Source organism: Bizionia sp. M204 (genome assembly GCF_023205095.1).
GTDB classification, from domain to species: Bacteria; Bacteroidota; Bacteroidia; order Flavobacteriales; family Flavobacteriaceae; genus Algorimicrobium; species Algorimicrobium hallyeonense.
In genome coordinates this window covers 1,546,490-1,562,560 of sequence record NZ_CP046242.1, presented here as the reverse complement: position 1 = coordinate 1,562,560, position 16,071 = coordinate 1,546,490, and the positions used below count along the sequence as shown (strand labels likewise).

The following is a 16,071-nucleotide window of genomic DNA, read 5'->3' as shown; positions in this document are numbered from 1 at the left end:
ATTAACGTCTTCTTCCACGCATTTGATTCTGACCATAATGTTGGTTTGGCCCTTGAGAACGCTTCATGTTTTCTTTCATCATTTTAATCTGATCTGCTAGCATGTTACGCTTATCTAATTTTTCGGCTTCTTTAAGCAGTAATTTAGATTCGTTTTTTCTGTTTTTAGTAAAGGCAATTCCAGCTAAATTTAATTTGGCCATGGCTAAATCATGATCCATAGATAACCCTAAAGAAATAGCTTTTTTAAAGTGTTTCTCGGCTTCATTCATGTTAGATTGAGACACCATTATGCCATGTAAATAGTAATAATAACCTTCTTGTTTCTGAACTAAAGCACTACTTGGATTTTTAATTTTATCAAGCCATTTTTTTGCACCTTCAAAATCTTGCTTTCTAAGTCTTAAGAATGCTAATAGAATAAATTCATTTTTAAAATATAGAAACACAAAAATTGATGATAGTAATATAAACATGATACCATTACCAATGTTGCCTTCTACAAATTGATAAATGGCATACGCAATGATGCCTATAGCTATGATTAATTTTATAATTTTATTGTACATAAAGTTTCGTTTTATAGGTTGTAACCGAATTTATTGTTGTTGGTATTTTTACTGAATTATTTTGCAAAGATACAGTGTTACCTTGAGTTTTAGAAGTCACAGACATAGTTTTTACAATACCTGTCTTAATATCTGCAGAAATAAGCGTTTTTTGTTCGCCCTTTAAAATCATATTGTAATTTTCTTCTTCAGACTCTAAAGAAACTTGTGCTGTTCCTAAAATGTCAATCGTTGGACGTAATGCTTTAAGAGTCCAAGTGTTTTTAGCTTCCATTTCACCCGAATAGAAGTTTTCCCAACTATCATTAACAGCTACTTTGTTTAACGGATAAATAAAGGTAAATTGTTCAAAACTATCAGAAAGGCTTTGGCTACCAAATTCTTTCTTCATTTCCTCAATCATGATTTGTTTTGTGAATTCGTCTTCAATTCCCGCGTGTTTCATCATATTATTAATTAGGCGTGTTGTACCACGAACACTTATAATATCACCAGTTTTTAAAAGTTCAATCTTCAGTTTAGATTGTGTTAGTCCAGAGAAAATTGCCGCTTCGGTATCGCCCTTTTCTATGGGTGCATCTGTATTAATAGACATAATTTCGCCATATAAATTGGAGTTTGACTGCAGTTTAAAAAGTTTGTACGTAAAATCTAAAATATAGGAGCTATCTGTGACAGTTTTAACCGCTAAAACAAACTTACTTTCCAAAATATTAGTCATTTCATGCGTCGTTCCATCAATATCTTGAGTAATTTTTTGATTAGCTTTTTGGTGAACAGCCATGCTATCACCAATTTTTAATTTATATTGCAACTGCGTTTGTGCGTAGGTATTACTGCCTAATAGGGTGAATAGTAATATAATAGTTGCTAAAATTCTCTGCATTTTTTTACCTTTTTTAAGGACTGCAAAGAAACTAAAATTTTATCTAAAAAATATTTTTAAAATAAGGTTTGTTAAATAAAAAAGGGTTTGTATATTTGCACGCAGTTTTAGGGATAGAACCCTAAACAAGGTTAAAAGATATTAAGAAGACTTTAAAGATATAAGTAATGAGTAAAAGAACATTTCAGCCGTCAAAAAGAAAAAGAAAAAACAAGCATGGTTTCAGAGAAAGAATGGCTAGTGCTAATGGAAGAAAAGTCCTTGCTCGTAGAAGAGCTAAAGGTAGAAAGAAAATATCTGTATCTTCTGAGTTAAGACATAAAAAATAATGAATTAACAATTGTTAATATATAAAGGTGTTCCAAATTGGTAACGCCTTTTTTTATACCCATTCGTTAACTACTTTTGCACAAAATATTTCAACATGCCTAAAAACAAAAACATAAAATCTGTTCTGCTTATAGGTTCAGGACCCATAGTTATTGGTCAAGCTTGCGAATTTGATTATTCAGGAACCCAAGCATTACGATCATTAAGAGAAGACGGAATTGAAACTATTCTAATCAATTCTAATCCCGCAACCATCATGACAGATCCTTCCATGGCAGATCATGTTTACCTGTTGCCGCTTACCACGAAATCCATCATTAAAATTCTAAATGAACATCCACAAATTGATGCTGTTCTACCAACAATGGGTGGACAAACGGCATTAAATTTAGCGATTGAAGCAGATGAAAAAGGAATTTGGGATGATTTCAATGTGAAATTAATAGGTGTAGATATTGAAGCTATTAACATAACCGAAGATCGTGAGAAATTTCGTGAACTTATGTTAGAAATTGGAGTTCCAATGGCGCCTCAAGCTACAGCAACCTCTTACTTAAAAGGTAAGGAAATTGCTCAAGAATTTGGTTTTCCTTTAGTAATTAGAGCGTCCTACACACTTGGTGGAGCAGGAGCTTCCATTGTTTATAAAGAAGAAGATTTTGATGAATTATTAACTCGCGGATTGGAAATTTCTCCAATTCATGAGGTAATGATTGATAAAGCACTTTTAGGATGGAAAGAATATGAATTAGAGCTATTACGCGATAGAAATGATAACGTTGTTATTATTTGTACCATTGAAAATATGGATCCTATGGGAATCCATACTGGCGATTCTATTACGGTTGCACCAGCAATGACATTGTCCGACAAAACCTACCAACGCATGCGTGATATGGCTATCCATATGATGCGTAGTATTGGCGATTTTGCAGGTGGTTGTAATGTGCAGTTTGCGGTAAGTCCAGATAACAATGAAGATATTATTGCTATTGAAATTAACCCACGTGTATCTCGTTCTTCAGCATTAGCGAGTAAGGCTACAGGCTATCCAATTGCTAAAGTAGCATCCAAATTAGCCATTGGTTATAATTTAGATGAATTAACCAATCAAATCACCGGGTCTACGTCCGCTTTATTTGAGCCGACCTTGGATTATGTAGTTGTGAAAATTCCACGATGGAATTTTGATAAGTTTGAAGGGTCTGATAGAACATTAGGACTTCAAATGAAATCAGTGGGTGAGGTTATGGCAATTGGTCGTTCATTCCAGGAAGCTTTGCATAAAGCAACACAATCGCTTGAAATTAAACGTAACGGTTTAGGAGCAGACGGAAAAGGTTATAAAAATTACGATCAAATTATTGAAAAGCTAACCAATGCAAGTTGGGATCGTGTTTTTGTTATTTATGATGCCATTCAAATGGGTATTCCATTAAGTCGTATTCATGAAATTACAAAAATTGATATGTGGTTCTTAAAACAATATGAAGAATTACACCATTTGGAGAAAGAAATTTCTAACTTCTCTATTGATACTATTGAACGTGATTTGCTATTAGAAGCCAAGCAAAAAGGATATGGTGATCGACAAATAGCGCACATGCTAAAATGTTTGGAAAGTCAAGTTTATACAAAGAGAGAAGAATTTAAAATTAAACGTGTTTATAAATTAGTTGATACGTGTGCTGCCGAATTTAAAGCACAGACGCCTTATTACTATTCCACTTTTGAAAATGAAGTAGAGTTAGAAAATGGCAACATAGCATCCTCTAACGAAAGTGTCGTTACAGATAAAAAGAAAATTATAGTTTTAGGATCTGGACCTAACCGAATTGGTCAAGGTATTGAATTCGATTACTGTTGTGTTCATGGTGTTTTAGCAGCTGCGGAATGTGGTTACGAAACCATAATGATTAACTGTAATCCGGAAACAGTTTCAACTGATTTTGATATTTCTGATAAGCTATACTTTGAACCTGTTTTCTGGGAACATATCTACGATATTATTCGTCATGAAAAACCAGAAGGGGTTATTGTACAATTGGGGGGACAAACAGCTTTAAAATTAGCAGAAAAATTAGACCGCTACGGTATTAAAATTATTGGAACAACCTACAAATCTCTAGATTTAGCTGAAGATAGAGGAAGTTTTTCAACTATTTTAAAAGAAAATAATATTCCCTACCCAGAATTTGATGTGGCAACAAATGCTGATGAAGCTTTAGCAATTGCGGATGTTTTGGATTTTCCAATATTAGTTAGACCGTCCTATGTTTTAGGTGGTCAAGGTATGAAAATTGTCATTAATAAAAAAGAACTAGAAGAGCATGTGGTAGATTTATTACGCCAAATGCCTGATAATAAATTGTTACTGGATCATTATTTAGATGGTGCTATTGAGGCGGAAGCCGATGCTATTTGCGATGGTGAAAACGTATATATTATTGGAATTATGGAGCACATTGAACCCTGTGGAATCCACTCGGGTGACAGTAATGGTGTGCTGCCACCTTTTAATTTAGGTGATTTGGTGTTGCAACAAATAAAAGATCATACTAAAAAAATTGCTTTAGCCTTAAATACGGTAGGATTAATAAATGTACAATTCGCCATTAAGGACGATGTGGTATATATTATTGAGGCCAATCCAAGAGCATCCAGAACAGTTCCTTTTATTGCAAAAGCCTATGGTGAACCCTATGTAAATTACGCAACAAAAGTTATGTTAGGCCAAAAGAAAGTTACCGATTTCAACTTTAATCCAAAGTTGGAAGGCTACGCTATTAAACAGCCTGTGTTCTCTTTCAATAAATTTCCAAATGTTAATAAAAAGCTTGGGCCAGAAATGAAGAGTACAGGTGAAAGTATTTTGTTTATCGATAGCTTGAAAGACGATGAATTTTACAACCTATATGCAAGACGTAAAATGTACTTAAGCAAGTAATTACTAGAATTTTAGTGCCTATTAGTAACGCTTTTTTGTAATTTATTTTCAAAAAAGCGTTACTTTTGTTTTGTAAATAGCCTATTATGATTAGAAAACTACTTCTTATACCTTTTTTAACCGTCTCTTTTTGGACATTCGCTCAAGTATCTGCAGGGCAAGTAGATGATTTTGAGGATGGAACCGTTCAGAATTGGATTATTGGAACTACTTCTGGAGCACCAGAAAACATTACCACTGGTGGACCAAACGGTGTTGATGATAACTTTTTAGAATACACATCTAACGGTGGTAATGGAGCAGGAGGTAGAATGGTGTTTTTTAACTCTTTTTCGCAATGGTCTGGTAATTTTATTTCGGAAGGAATTGTCGAAATTCAATTTCAGGCGCAAGCGTTAACAAACGATTTAAATTTACGTTTAGCGTTTCAAGGACCTATGGGTACACGAATGGTTTCTACAAACCCTGTGTTTCTTGCTGCTGGTACAGGTTGGACAAGTGTTGCTTTGTCTCTAGATGTTTCAGATTTTACGGTTGTTCAAGGACCTGCTTCTGTTGCAGATGTGTTAGGAGATGTGTTAACCATGCGTATTTTAAGTCATTCTTCAATTGACAATTGGAAAGGTGAAGTAATTGCAGCCACATTACGTGTTGATAATATTACAGCCTCTACAACATTAAGTCGTTTTAATGTTACAAAGGAATTGGGTTTTACTATATATCCAAACCCAAGTAAGTCTAAACTAAACATCCGTGTGCCTGCATCTAATAGTTTTTCTAAAGTTGAAGTTTATAATATTTTAGGATCTCGTGTGTATCAAGGTCGTATTAATGCTATAAATACATCCATAAATGTGAGTCAGTGGAATAGTGGTGTTTATTTAGTGCGAATTTCAAATGCTAAAGAAACTATTTCAAAGCGCTTTGTAAAGCAGTAACTTAATTTTTATATAATATATACAACCACTAGATTTATCTGGTGGTTTTTTTATACCAATATTTGAAATATGATACCGGTAATGATGGCAATTCCGAAGCTAATAAGCGTGCCAATTAAAATGTATTCCGTGAGTTTTCGGTGTTTACTTTCTTTTAAATCACCAAATCTAAAAACGGACTTTGCGGTAATTAAAAAACCTACAGCTTCCCAATGATTCATAACAATAAATAGGAATACCAGAAGACGCTCAAGAATTCCTATATATTTGCCTGCATCCTTTAATGATTCGTTGCCCTTGGTGAGTTTCTCTATATTCCATTTGCTAAAAATAGCCTGCATGATTATAGAAACAGGTTTGGTTAAAAATAGCAAACAGGTAAGTAGAAGTAGAGCAGATTCAGTAGGTATTTCAGAAGTTGTAAACCATGTATTTGTGTAGATGAAATAAGCAGCAAAAATACTGATGAGGTGTAACAGCTGATCAATAAAAAACCATTGACGTTTGATTTTTTTATTTTGAAAAATCAGTTTGATAGCATCTATAATAAAATGCAATACTGTAATAATTAGTAGTAATGCCCAATAGGATACATCCCAAACGAGAATAAATAACAACGCCATATGAATGGCAACATGTAAGTAGAGTTTAGGCGATTTTAGTTTTCTCTTTTCCTTACTTTTTACCCAAGATTTTGGTTGAAGGATAAAGTCTCCAATTAAATGTGCTAAAACAAGTTTTATCAATAAAATCATCCTACAAGTTACTTATTTTAATGATATACAAGTTGTTCAGTTCTAATATTTCTTCAAGATTAGCGCGTTTCATTCGTTTGCTTACGGCTTCTTGATTAATACCAATTAGTTGTGCAATTTCACTTTGAATCTTATGGGGATTTTCAATCTGTGTTTTTATAATTTCGGCAGAATTTACGGTCCAATTATCCATGCTCATCAAGGCTAATTTAAAGTATAAATTTAGGTCTCTATTTAAAATAGGATCCGGGGTTTTTAGCTTTAAATTAATCTTGTCCTTTTTTAGGTTTTCTAATGTTTCACCAGAAAATTGAAAGGCTTCTCCATTTGATTCGGTTACGGTGTCACCTTGATATGTTTTAGTACCAATTCCTATTGCTATGCGTACATCTAAGCCTTTTATCATTTTAACACAAGCTTTGATATAAACAGCATGTAAAAAGCTGTTTTGAGGGTTTTTTAGTTCTATTTGAAAGCTATCACCTCTGTATATTTCCCACAAGCGCGTGTCGGACTCTAAAAAGGTTAGCGCATCCTTGAGCTGCGGCAACCAAATAGCTGGTTTGACGTTTTTAGAGTTTATTATATCGCCTGTAATAACGCTAGTCATATTTGTTAATATTGTAATTATATGCCTTTATTTATGAATAATTTAAAATATTCCATAATTAAGGAATAATTTAATATATTCCTTTTAAAAGGAATAATCAAATATCGAATATTTAATTGAAATATCCAAATACTTGGTAATCAAAACAAATTTAGAAAGGGTGTTTGGGCTATATAATTAAGATTATAGGTCAATTTTAATATTGTAATCGGCTAATTCTTCCAAATAATTTTCTAAAACAAAATCGGTACTATTAAACTCAATAAGCCTGTTTTTCTTGGTTTTATTACGTTCAATAGCCTTTAAAAATCGCCTTACTTCTTCTAAAGAAGATAAAATGAGTCCAGGAACCGGCGACGATTTTCCCTCATCATCTTTGGCAACCATGGTAAAATAGGATGAGTTACAATGTTTAACATGTCCTGTTCTAATATTCTCCGCTTCCACACGAATTCCAACAACCATAGATGTTTTTCCTACATAATTAATAGAAGATTTCATGGTAACAAGCTCACCAATTTCCACCGGTTCTAAAAAATTTACGGTATCCACAGAAGCAGTTACACAATAGTTTTCTGAATGTTTGGAAGCGCAGGCATATGCAATTTGATCCATTAGGCTCAACATATAACCACCATGAATTTTACCACCAAAATTAGAATGCGATGGCTGCATTAATTCTGCAATGCTAATACGCGAACATTCTACAGTTTTATAAGGTTTCTTCATATTAATAGCGCCTGTTATTGCGTTCTTTATCCAATACTACTTTGGTAATAAAATATTTGGTGTCACCTAACCAAAATAGGGTTTTATAGCGTTCAAAATAATGTAATTTTACATATTTACCTTGCATTTCTGTTAAGTCCTTTATGACTTGCTCCTCGTTATCTTCCACAGAGAATTCAAACAGTTGGGCTTCTGAAACACCTTGACTTATTTCGCCTTCCCAAGTTTTTATAATAACGCCTTTACTACTAAATTTCACCAGTTCGCCGGCGCGAATACCTTCACTATATGTGGCAAAATAAATAAAACATCCATAACCAACTATGACTAGGACTAAAGCAATTATTAATTTAGTTACTATATTTTTCATCGTATAATTTGTTTGTTATTCGTCGTCATCAGCAGACAGTTTTGCTCTTTTTAAAATAGCTTCGGGTAATGCTTTTTTAGCTTTAGCACCTAATTTTTTAATTTTTTCTACACTGGTAATAAGGTTTCCTTTTCCTTCCACGAGCTTATTCATGGCCGATGAATAGTCTTTTTTAGCATCGTCAATTTTCTTTCCTACACCTGTTAGGTCTTTTACTAAACCTTCAAATTTATCATATAAAGCACCAGCTTGCCTGGCAATTTCAATGGCGTTTTGTTGTTGTTTTTCGTTATTCCACATACTATCTACCGTTCGTAAAGTAGCTAAAAGGGTAGAAGGTGTAACAATAACTATATTTTTCTCGAATGCCTTATTGTAAATGGAATTGTCTGCATTAATGGCTACCGCAAAAGCCGGTTCTATCGGAATAAAAAGCAATACAAAATCAGGACTTTCTATATCGTATAAATCTTCATATTTCTTTTCAGAAAGTTGGTCTACGTGCTTTCTAATAGAATTTATATGCGCTTTAAGATAAATTTCACGTTCATCATCTTCAGCGTTTACATAGCGTTCGTAATCTGTTAATGACACCTTACTGTCAATAATCATTTTTTTATTATCCGGTAAATGCAATACAATATCCGGAAGCACTCTGGTACCATCTTCCCTTGTAAAGTTTTGCTGAACAAAATACTCTCTATCTTTTTCTAAACCAGATTTTTCTAAAACGCGTTCTAAAACTAATTCGCCCCAATTTCCTTGCATTTTACTATCCCCTTTTAAAGCTCTAGTTAGATTTGTAGCTTCAATAGTCATTTGCTGATTTAAATCTTTTAAACCCAACAATTGTTCTTTTAAAGCCGAATGCATGCTGATACTTTCCTTTTGTGTATCGTCTACTTTTTTCTCGAAAATTTGAATTTTTTCTTGAAGCGGGTTTAAAATATTTTTAATGTTCTCTTTATTCTGAAGGGTAAACTTCTCTGTTTTTTCGTCTAAAATTTTAGTAGCTAATAGCTCAAAATCCTTACGTAATTGTTCTTGGCGAAGTTCTAATTCTTCATCGCGTTTTAAAAGTTGTTGTTCCAGGTTTTCGTATTCTGAATTACGTCGTGCTAATTCTGAATTTAGAAGTTCTTTTTCCTTTCTAATGTCATCTCTATCAATTTCAATTTTGGATAGGAGTTCTTTTAAATCCGTTGTTTGTTGATTAAAATAGGATTGTTGTTTTTGAGTTTCTTCATCAAAAGAAACCTTTAAATTAGATAGCTGTTGCTGCAAATTAGTGTTCCGCTCCTCAAGAGTACTTGTGTCACTTTTGTTTTTTAGTTTGGAAATAGTCAGACCAATATAGGCGCCAATAGCACCCGAAAAAATAATAGCAATAATGAGAATAAGGCTGTCAATCATTTTTAAAAAGAGAATTTCACCAAAGATAATTTTTTTTAATTGGAACGTGAAGAATTCTTAAGATGAACTTACCGCACAAAAACAATAAAAATGAAATACGGATTGATCCAATTATTTTCGAACCCGAAAGCTTCCCGATTTTTTATCAAAAGCAATTAAATCTTTAGGGAAAAGGGTTTCAAAAACACCTTCAGAAATCAGGTTGCAAGGCGTATCGGTTATAACCGTATTGTTTGTCATGACCACCATAGTGTCACACAATTGAATAGCCAAATCTATTTCATGCGAAGAAAACAGAATGGTTTTATGGGTTTCTTTAACCAACTTTTGAAGTAATTTTAATATGTAAGCTTTGTGATACATATCCAAATGCGTCGTTGGTTCATCCAGAATAATTAAATCGGTATCTTGAGCCAAAGCACGTGCAATCATGACTTTTTGTAATTGACCATCACTTAATTCAAAGCACTTTTTATCTTTTAATGCTTCAATATTGGTTTGGTTTAAAGCCCGATTAACAACTTCCAAATCATTTGCAGATAAATTCCCAACCCAATTGGTATACGGTTGTCGGCCTAAAGCCACCAATTCAAAAACAGATAGATTTTTAGAAGCAATTTTTTCAGTTAATACCAAACTCATGGTTTTAGCTAAATCAGCATTTGTATAGGTTTCTAGATTTTTTTCATTTAGAAAAACCGTACCTGATAATTTATCTTGCACATGAGTAAGCGTTCGTAAAAGTGTGGATTTACCAATACCATTAGCACCAACTAAACCAATTAACTGCCCTTTTTTTAAAGCCATATTAATATTGGAAGTCACAATGGTGTTTGCTTTCTTGGAAGCGTAACCAATGGTGAGGTTTTCCGTTTTAAGAATAGTATGTGGGTTGCTTTTAGTCACTTTCTATATTCTTTATTATTAAAATAACATTTTACGTTTACGAACTAACAACCAAATAACCACAGGAGCTCCCATTAATGACGTAATTGCGTTAATTGGCAAGGTATAATCACTAGTTGGTAATTGCGCAATACTATCGCAAATAAGCATGATAATGGCGCCAAATAAAAACACGGCTGGAATTAATATTTTATGATTAGATGTTGTAAAAATTTGACGTGTAATATGAGGAATAGCTAAACCAATAAAAGCAATAGGTCCAGCAAAAGCGGTGATGGTTCCCGCTAATAAACTAGTAGCAATAATAATAATAAGTCGCGTTTGCTTGATGTTTAATCCAAGACTTTTCGCATAATTTTCACCTAATAAAAGTGAATTTAAACCTTTGATTGAGAAAATTGTCAACAGCATGCCGAGGCTATAAACGATAAAGAAAATACCCAATTCTTGCCATGATAGGTTTCCTAAACTTCCAAATCCCCAGAAAATATATTGCTGAAGTTGTTCTGCGCTACTAAAGTAGGAGAGGACACTAACCACAGCAGCAGTAATGCTGCCAAACATAAGTCCTATAATGAGGATAGCCATGGTATCTCGTACTTTTGAAGACACCACTAAAACTGCTGAGAGCACGAGAAAACTCCCTAAACTAGCCGCAATAATAATACTCCATTTGGATACAAAAATTGTGGCAAATGCGCCACCAAAAACTCCAGCTCCTAAAATAACGAGTGCCACACCCAAACTAGCGCCGGAACTGATACCCAAAACAAACGGACCAGCCAATGGGTTTCTAAATAAGGTTTGCATTAATAATCCAGAAATACCTAATCCAGAACCGACTAAAACCGCTGTCAGTGCTTTTGGTAAGCGGTAGTCTTTAATAATATAGGACCAAGATTCGTGGTCTAAAGTGCCAACAAAACTTTCAAAAATTGCCGATATGGGAATAGATACCGAACCCAAACTAATATTTGCTAAAATGCAAATTACCAGCAGGATTATGAGGGTAATAAAAGCGTATGTATAGTTGGTATGCATAAAACGGATTCGTGCAAATATCGGTTTATTCTAGGCGTTTAAAAAACTGTAGTTCATAATTTTCAAGTAATTCAGGATGTGCTATTTTTACCAAGTCCTTCAATACCAAATCAGGTCTGGCCGTTCCTATTTCATAATAGGTAACACCGCCTGTTTTACCAGCAGTATTAACAAAAGAATACATGTTTTTATTTTTGAAAGCATCAAATTGGGTGTAGTGTGAATTAGCTTTTTCTAAAGCTTCCAATGAATTATAGTAGGAAGGGCTAATCCAGATATCTGCATCTTTGGCTTTATTAAATACCACTTCAAAATTTAAAGCTAGGCTTCCTTTGCTTTCCGAATTTGCCCATAAATAATCTACGTTGGCATCTTTTAAAAGTTGCGCTTCTGGACTTGTTCCGCTTGGCAAATACCAAATGTCTTTATGCATGGCACCACTTAAAACCCTAGGTTTGCTGCTGGCATTTTCAGCTAAACTTTTAGCTTCTAAATAATCGGTTTCAATCGCTTTAAAAATAGATTCCGCTTGGTTGCTTTTATTATAAAGTGCTCCAAAAAATTTAACCCATTCTGCTTTTGCTAATGGCGAAGTTTCTACCCAATCACCATTGTAAATAACAGGAATTCCTGATTTTCTGATGGTTTCAAAACTTTTATTATTGCCGTCAATACCAAAACCAATCACCACATTTGGGTTCAGTTCCAATAATACTTCGGTATTAATGCCTTCATTTTTTCCGAGTTCTCTAATAGCACCCGAATCAATTAATTGTCGCGTTTTTTCGGAAGAAATATAATCGGTTCCTGGAAATCCAATTAAGGTGTTTTCAACCTCTAATAATTCCAATGCAGGAATATGGGTTGTTGATGTAACTACCATTTTTTCAACAGGAATAGTAATTATGCCATCGTAATCACTTTTGTTATATGTGCTTACAGCAGCCTGCGCTTTTGTAAGCAAAAGATAACGGTAGTTTTTATCAGAATCTGGCCAAGGATTGTTAATGGTTAGTAGTGTGGAATTTTCATAATTTGTAATGGCAAAACCTGCGGCATAATCAATTTTTATAGATGATTTGCTGGTTTTGGGTAGGCTAATTTCTTGCTTGGTTTTGTCTTGACAATTCCAGAAAAATAAACTCAATAGAAGCGTAATGAAAACTATCTTTTTATGTAACATTTGTAACGTTTGAAGAATTAAAAATCACGTAAATTTATAGAAAATTTTTAACTATGCGTGACGGTTCAAATGTAACATTATATATAGTAGCTGGCGTTGTAATCTTTCATTTTTTAGCAGGATTTATTTATTTACTTTATAAAATGACCAAGAAAAAATAAGGTTCATGGTGCTAATCTGAAAAGAATAATTACTTTTGCCGTGAATTTGGTTTGATAGTAAATCAGCATGTTTTTAAGTGGTGTTTAAATCCTGTTAAAAATGTTCACGATTGCTTCAATTAAAAGGGAATCTGGTTAAAATCCAGAGCTGTTCCCGCAACTGTAAGCTATAACGCTTCATGTTACACTTCAAGTCACTGTCCGTTTTGGATGGGAAGACCAACATGAAGACGCAAGTCAGGAGACCTGCCAATTTTATAACCTTAAAAATAAAAGCTTTCGGGTAAAGGGCTCATTGATTATGAATCGATTTTTCACATTGTTGATATTTTTGTTCTGTTATGCAATTTTTGCGCAAGTCAGTCCGGTTACGGAATTGAATACTGTGAATTTGAAATACATCAAATTAAAAGATTCGGTTTATACAACAACGCAAACCGTTTTAAATGATAGTGTTTTAAAACGCAACCAAACATCACTTACCAGTCTTTTAAATTATAATACCACTATTTACTTAAAAGAAAATGGTTTAGGTATGGTTTCTTCGCCTAGTTTCAGGGGGACAACGGCACAACAAACGGCGGTTTTATGGAATGGCATTAATATAAATTCACAAACAACGGGTCAGACAGATTTTAATACTGTTAATACCCGTGGATTTGACCGTGTTGTTGTCAAGTCTGGTGGCGGTGGCGTTGTGGATGGTAGTAATGCTATTGGCGGCAGTATTTATTTGGAAAATAATATTAAGTATAATGCAGGTTTTGAAAATGATTTTTTTTTAAAATACGGCAGTTATAACACCTACGGATTAGACTATAAAACGGGGTATTCAACGAAAAACACGAGCTTTTCATTAGGTATTTCACGTCAAGGTTCTGATAATGATTACGAATATTTAGGAACAAACAGAACCAATGAAAACGGTCAATTTAATAATACGAATATCAGTTCGACTTTTGGTTTTAAGTTGGATAAGAAAAATGCCATTAATCTTTATACTAATTTATATGATGGCAAACGAAATTTCTCCCTTCCAACGCCAAATGCTTTAGAAACAAAATACTACGATTTTAATACGCGAAGTATGGTGGAATGGGTGTCCAAATCCTCGTATTTTACGTCTAATGCTAAAGTTGCTTATATCACTGAAAACTATAGATATTATCCCAATATAGCTAGAGATTATAATACCTATGGTGATGTGGGTAGTCTGTTTGTAAAATACAATTTAGATTATGAATTAGGCCGTATGCTTTTCAGCGGTGGCTTTAATTACAACCATAATAATGGCGAAGGTTCTGATATACAACATGAAAACCGGGATTTAGGGTCTGTTTTTTTGGGTTTAAAACATAAATTAAGCAAACGGTTTATGTATGAAATTAGCTTGCGTCAAGAATTAAATGCTAATTATGAAAACCCATTTTTATATTCAGCAGGAATTCAAGCCGAAATCACCAACTTTTATAGTTTGAAATTAAATACTTCAAAAAACTTCAGAATCCCCACTTACAATGATCTATACTGGGAAGGATTTGGTAATCCGAACTTAAAACCAGAGTTATCCTATCAAGGTGAAATGAGTAACGTTTTACATATTCCAAATGCTTCGTTAACCATTAACGGTTACTATAATAAAGTCCAAGATTTATTATTATGGGTACCAGATGTTGCCGGTATTTGGCGACCTGAAAATGCGGAGAACGTTAATATTTATGGTCTTGAAGGCATATTGTCTGCTAATAAAAAAATTGGAGCGCATACTATAAATGTATCGGCAACCTATGCCTACACGGTTTCAAAAAATGAAAAAACAGATAAGCAACTTATTTATGTGCCGTATCATAAACTGACAACTGCAGTTAGTTATAGCTTTAAAAAGCTGTCTACCTATTATCAATTTATAAATAACGGAGAGGTTTTTACTACAACGGATAACGCTGTAGAGCATATACTTAATAGCTATATGGTAGCTAATTTCGGTATAGAATATAATCTTGGTAAAAAAACGAATAAATATATACTAGGTGTACAGGTTCTTAATTTATGGAATGAATCCTACGAAAGTGTGCAAAACAGGCCTATGCCCGGTAGAAATTTTAATATGTATTTGAACTTTAATATTTGAAATTATGAATAAACAGGTGAAATTAGTTGTCATGTTCGCTGCGGTTTTATTGCTGCAGAATTGTACGAGTAACGACCGTGAAATTATAATTGACAATCCGCCACCATCTGGCGATTATGCCAACGGTATATTTGTTTTAAATGAAGGAGGTTATACGTACTCCAATGCTTCGGTATCATTTATAGACAACTCTGGCCAAGTATATAACAACGTATTTTATGGCGTTAATGGTAGAAAATTAGGCGATGTAGCGCAAAGTATGGCGTTTTATGGAGATAAAGCATATATACTAGTCAACAACTCCAACACTATTGAAGTTGTAAATCGCTATACGTTTGAGCTTATTACAACCATTGAAAACGATATTTTAACACCACGTTATATGACTTTTGATGGTGCTAAAGGTTTCATAACCAATTGGGGCGATCCAGCAGATACTACGGATGATTATGTAGCTGTTTTGGACACAGAAACCAACGCTATAATTAGTACTATTCCAGTTGCAGAAGGGCCAGATGGCATATTGAATAATAATGGAACTTTATACGTGGCGCATTATGGTGGCTGGGGTTATGGGAATACAATATCGGTGTTAGATGCGGTTAATGAAACAGTTACTGCTAGTATTGATGTTTCTGATATGCCAGGAAGTATGGTAACTCATAATAACGATTTATATGTTATTTGCGCCGGAAAAGAAGATTACACAGGCGCTGAAACTTTAGGCGGTTTATACAAAATAAACATGGCAACAAACCAGGTTACCGACCAAATTATTTTTGCAGATGGTGTTCATCCAGATTATTTAGAAATTAATAATAATTTACTTTTATATACTTTAAATAGAGACGTTTACAAGGTGGATTTGAATGATTTTAGGCTACCTGCAACTCCCTTATTTACTACAAGCACTCAAAATTTAGGGGTATTGTATGGTTTTACTATTATTAATGAAACTATTTATATAGCAGATGCTAAAGATTTTGTTTCTAACGGTGATGTATTAGTATACAACTTACAAGGAGATTTTCAGGAAAACTATAATGTAAAACTTATTCCTAACGGATTTTATAACAACAACTAATTAAATAATAAACGCAATA

Annotated in this window: 15 protein-coding genes and 1 riboswitch; of the genes, 5 read left to right on the top strand and 10 right to left on the bottom strand. The window is 33.6% G+C overall.

Annotated features, from left to right (window positions below; genetic code table 11):
- Position 1: 1 nt before the first annotated feature.
- Together GMA17_RS06990 and GMA17_RS06985 are read right to left on the bottom strand one after the other, a co-directional pair.
- On the bottom strand, positions 2-568 hold the full coding sequence (locus GMA17_RS06990; protein ID WP_248400432.1) for a DUF2892 domain-containing protein: 567 nt from the start codon (positions 566-568) through the stop codon (positions 2-4).
- On the bottom strand, positions 558-1,454 hold the full coding sequence (locus GMA17_RS06985; protein WP_248400431.1) for a DUF6263 family protein: 897 nt from the start codon (positions 1,452-1,454) through the stop codon (positions 558-560). The genes GMA17_RS06990 and GMA17_RS06985 overlap by 11 nt, the downstream gene beginning before the upstream one ends.
- A gap of 167 nt (positions 1,455-1,621) precedes the next feature.
- Between GMA17_RS06985 and rpmH the strand changes: the two genes are divergently transcribed.
- The 3 genes from rpmH to GMA17_RS06970 all read left to right on the top strand — a co-directional run bounded on the left by rpmH (position 1,622) and on the right by GMA17_RS06970 (position 5,669).
- A complete protein-coding gene (gene rpmH, locus GMA17_RS06980; protein WP_066252696.1) occupies positions 1,622-1,783 on the top strand; it encodes a 50S ribosomal protein L34 in 162 nt (53 codons plus the stop codon).
- A 95-nt stretch (positions 1,784-1,878) separates the two neighbouring features.
- Positions 1,879-4,731, top strand: coding sequence for a carbamoyl-phosphate synthase large subunit (gene carB, locus GMA17_RS06975; RefSeq protein WP_248400429.1), 2,853 nt, complete (start codon positions 1,879-1,881; stop codon positions 4,729-4,731).
- A gap of 86 nt (positions 4,732-4,817) precedes the next feature.
- Complete coding sequence (locus tag GMA17_RS06970; RefSeq protein WP_248400426.1) at positions 4,818-5,669, top strand: T9SS type A sorting domain-containing protein; 852 nt, start codon at positions 4,818-4,820, stop codon at positions 5,667-5,669.
- A 50-nt stretch (positions 5,670-5,719) separates the two neighbouring features.
- Here GMA17_RS06970 and GMA17_RS06965 read toward each other — a convergent pair whose 3' ends face one another.
- The 8 genes from GMA17_RS06965 to GMA17_RS06930 form a co-directional block, all read right to left on the bottom strand.
- Positions 5,720-6,424 carry a DUF3307 domain-containing protein gene (locus tag GMA17_RS06965; RefSeq protein ID WP_248400425.1) on the bottom strand — a complete coding sequence of 235 codons (705 nt, stop codon included), beginning with the start codon at positions 6,422-6,424 and terminating at the stop codon, positions 5,720-5,722.
- 1 nt (position 6,425) lies between these two features.
- On the bottom strand, positions 6,426-7,034 hold the full coding sequence (locus GMA17_RS06960) for a transcriptional regulator (RefSeq protein ID WP_248400423.1): 609 nt from the start codon (positions 7,032-7,034) through the stop codon (positions 6,426-6,428).
- 183 nt (positions 7,035-7,217) lie between these two features.
- Positions 7,218-7,763, bottom strand: coding sequence for an acyl-CoA thioesterase (locus GMA17_RS06955; protein WP_248400422.1), 546 nt, complete (start codon positions 7,761-7,763; stop codon positions 7,218-7,220).
- Between the two features lies 1 nt (position 7,764).
- Positions 7,765-8,133, bottom strand: a complete 369-nt coding sequence (locus GMA17_RS06950) for a 6-phosphogluconate dehydrogenase (RefSeq protein ID WP_248400421.1) — start codon at positions 8,131-8,133, stop codon at positions 7,765-7,767.
- 15 nt (positions 8,134-8,148) lie between these two features.
- Positions 8,149-9,546, bottom strand: a complete 1,398-nt coding sequence (rmuC, locus tag GMA17_RS06945; RefSeq protein WP_248400419.1) for a DNA recombination protein RmuC — start codon at positions 9,544-9,546, stop codon at positions 8,149-8,151.
- 111 nt (positions 9,547-9,657) lie between these two features.
- The gene (locus GMA17_RS06940) at positions 9,658-10,452 is read right to left on the bottom strand and encodes an ABC transporter ATP-binding protein (protein ID WP_248400418.1); all 795 of its coding nucleotides are present in this window, start codon (positions 10,450-10,452) and stop codon (positions 9,658-9,660) included.
- An 18-nt stretch (positions 10,453-10,470) separates the two neighbouring features.
- Positions 10,471-11,493, bottom strand: coding sequence for an iron ABC transporter permease (locus GMA17_RS06935; protein ID WP_248400417.1), 1,023 nt, complete (start codon positions 11,491-11,493; stop codon positions 10,471-10,473).
- Between the two features lie 25 nt (positions 11,494-11,518).
- Positions 11,519-12,676, bottom strand: coding sequence for an ABC transporter substrate-binding protein (locus tag GMA17_RS06930; RefSeq protein ID WP_248400416.1), 1,158 nt, complete (start codon positions 12,674-12,676; stop codon positions 11,519-11,521).
- Positions 12,677-12,898: 222 nt separating this feature from the next.
- Positions 12,899-13,106, top strand: a riboswitch (cobalamin riboswitch).
- 116 nt (positions 13,107-13,222) lie between these two features.
- On the opposite strand from GMA17_RS06930, the gene GMA17_RS06925 reads away from it, so the two are divergent.
- Together GMA17_RS06925 and GMA17_RS06920 are read left to right on the top strand one after the other, a co-directional pair.
- The gene (locus GMA17_RS06925) at positions 13,223-14,968 is read left to right on the top strand and encodes a TonB-dependent siderophore receptor (protein WP_248400414.1); all 1,746 of its coding nucleotides are present in this window, start codon (positions 13,223-13,225) and stop codon (positions 14,966-14,968) included.
- Positions 14,969-14,972: 4 nt separating this feature from the next.
- Positions 14,973-16,052, top strand: a complete 1,080-nt coding sequence (locus tag GMA17_RS06920) for a YncE family protein (protein WP_248400412.1) — start codon at positions 14,973-14,975, stop codon at positions 16,050-16,052.
- Positions 16,053-16,071 lie beyond the last annotated feature (19 nt).

Coding starts and splice junctions, on each gene's coding strand:
- GMA17_RS06990 (WP_248400432.1), bottom strand. CDS start 568: ATGTACAATAAAATTATAAAATTAATCATAGCTATAGGCATCATTGCG.
- GMA17_RS06985 (WP_248400431.1), bottom strand. CDS start 1,454: ATGCAGAGAATTTTAGCAACTATTATATTACTATTCACCCTATTAGGC.
- rpmH (WP_066252696.1), top strand. CDS start 1,622: ATGAGTAAAAGAACATTTCAGCCGTCAAAAAGAAAAAGAAAAAACAAG.
- carB (WP_248400429.1), top strand. CDS start 1,879: ATGCCTAAAAACAAAAACATAAAATCTGTTCTGCTTATAGGTTCAGGA.
- GMA17_RS06970 (WP_248400426.1), top strand. CDS start 4,818: ATGATTAGAAAACTACTTCTTATACCTTTTTTAACCGTCTCTTTTTGG.
- GMA17_RS06965 (WP_248400425.1), bottom strand. CDS start 6,424: ATGATTTTATTGATAAAACTTGTTTTAGCACATTTAATTGGAGACTTT.
- GMA17_RS06960 (WP_248400423.1), bottom strand. CDS start 7,034: ATGACTAGCGTTATTACAGGCGATATAATAAACTCTAAAAACGTCAAA.
- GMA17_RS06955 (WP_248400422.1), bottom strand. CDS start 7,763: ATGAAGAAACCTTATAAAACTGTAGAATGTTCGCGTATTAGCATTGCA.
- GMA17_RS06950 (WP_248400421.1), bottom strand. CDS start 8,133: ATGAAAAATATAGTAACTAAATTAATAATTGCTTTAGTCCTAGTCATA.
- rmuC (WP_248400419.1), bottom strand. CDS start 9,546: ATGATTGACAGCCTTATTCTCATTATTGCTATTATTTTTTCGGGTGCT.
- GMA17_RS06935 (WP_248400417.1), bottom strand. CDS start 11,493: ATGCATACCAACTATACATACGCTTTTATTACCCTCATAATCCTGCTG.
- GMA17_RS06930 (WP_248400416.1), bottom strand. CDS start 12,676: ATGTTACATAAAAAGATAGTTTTCATTACGCTTCTATTGAGTTTATTT.
- GMA17_RS06920 (WP_248400412.1), top strand. CDS start 14,973: ATGAATAAACAGGTGAAATTAGTTGTCATGTTCGCTGCGGTTTTATTG.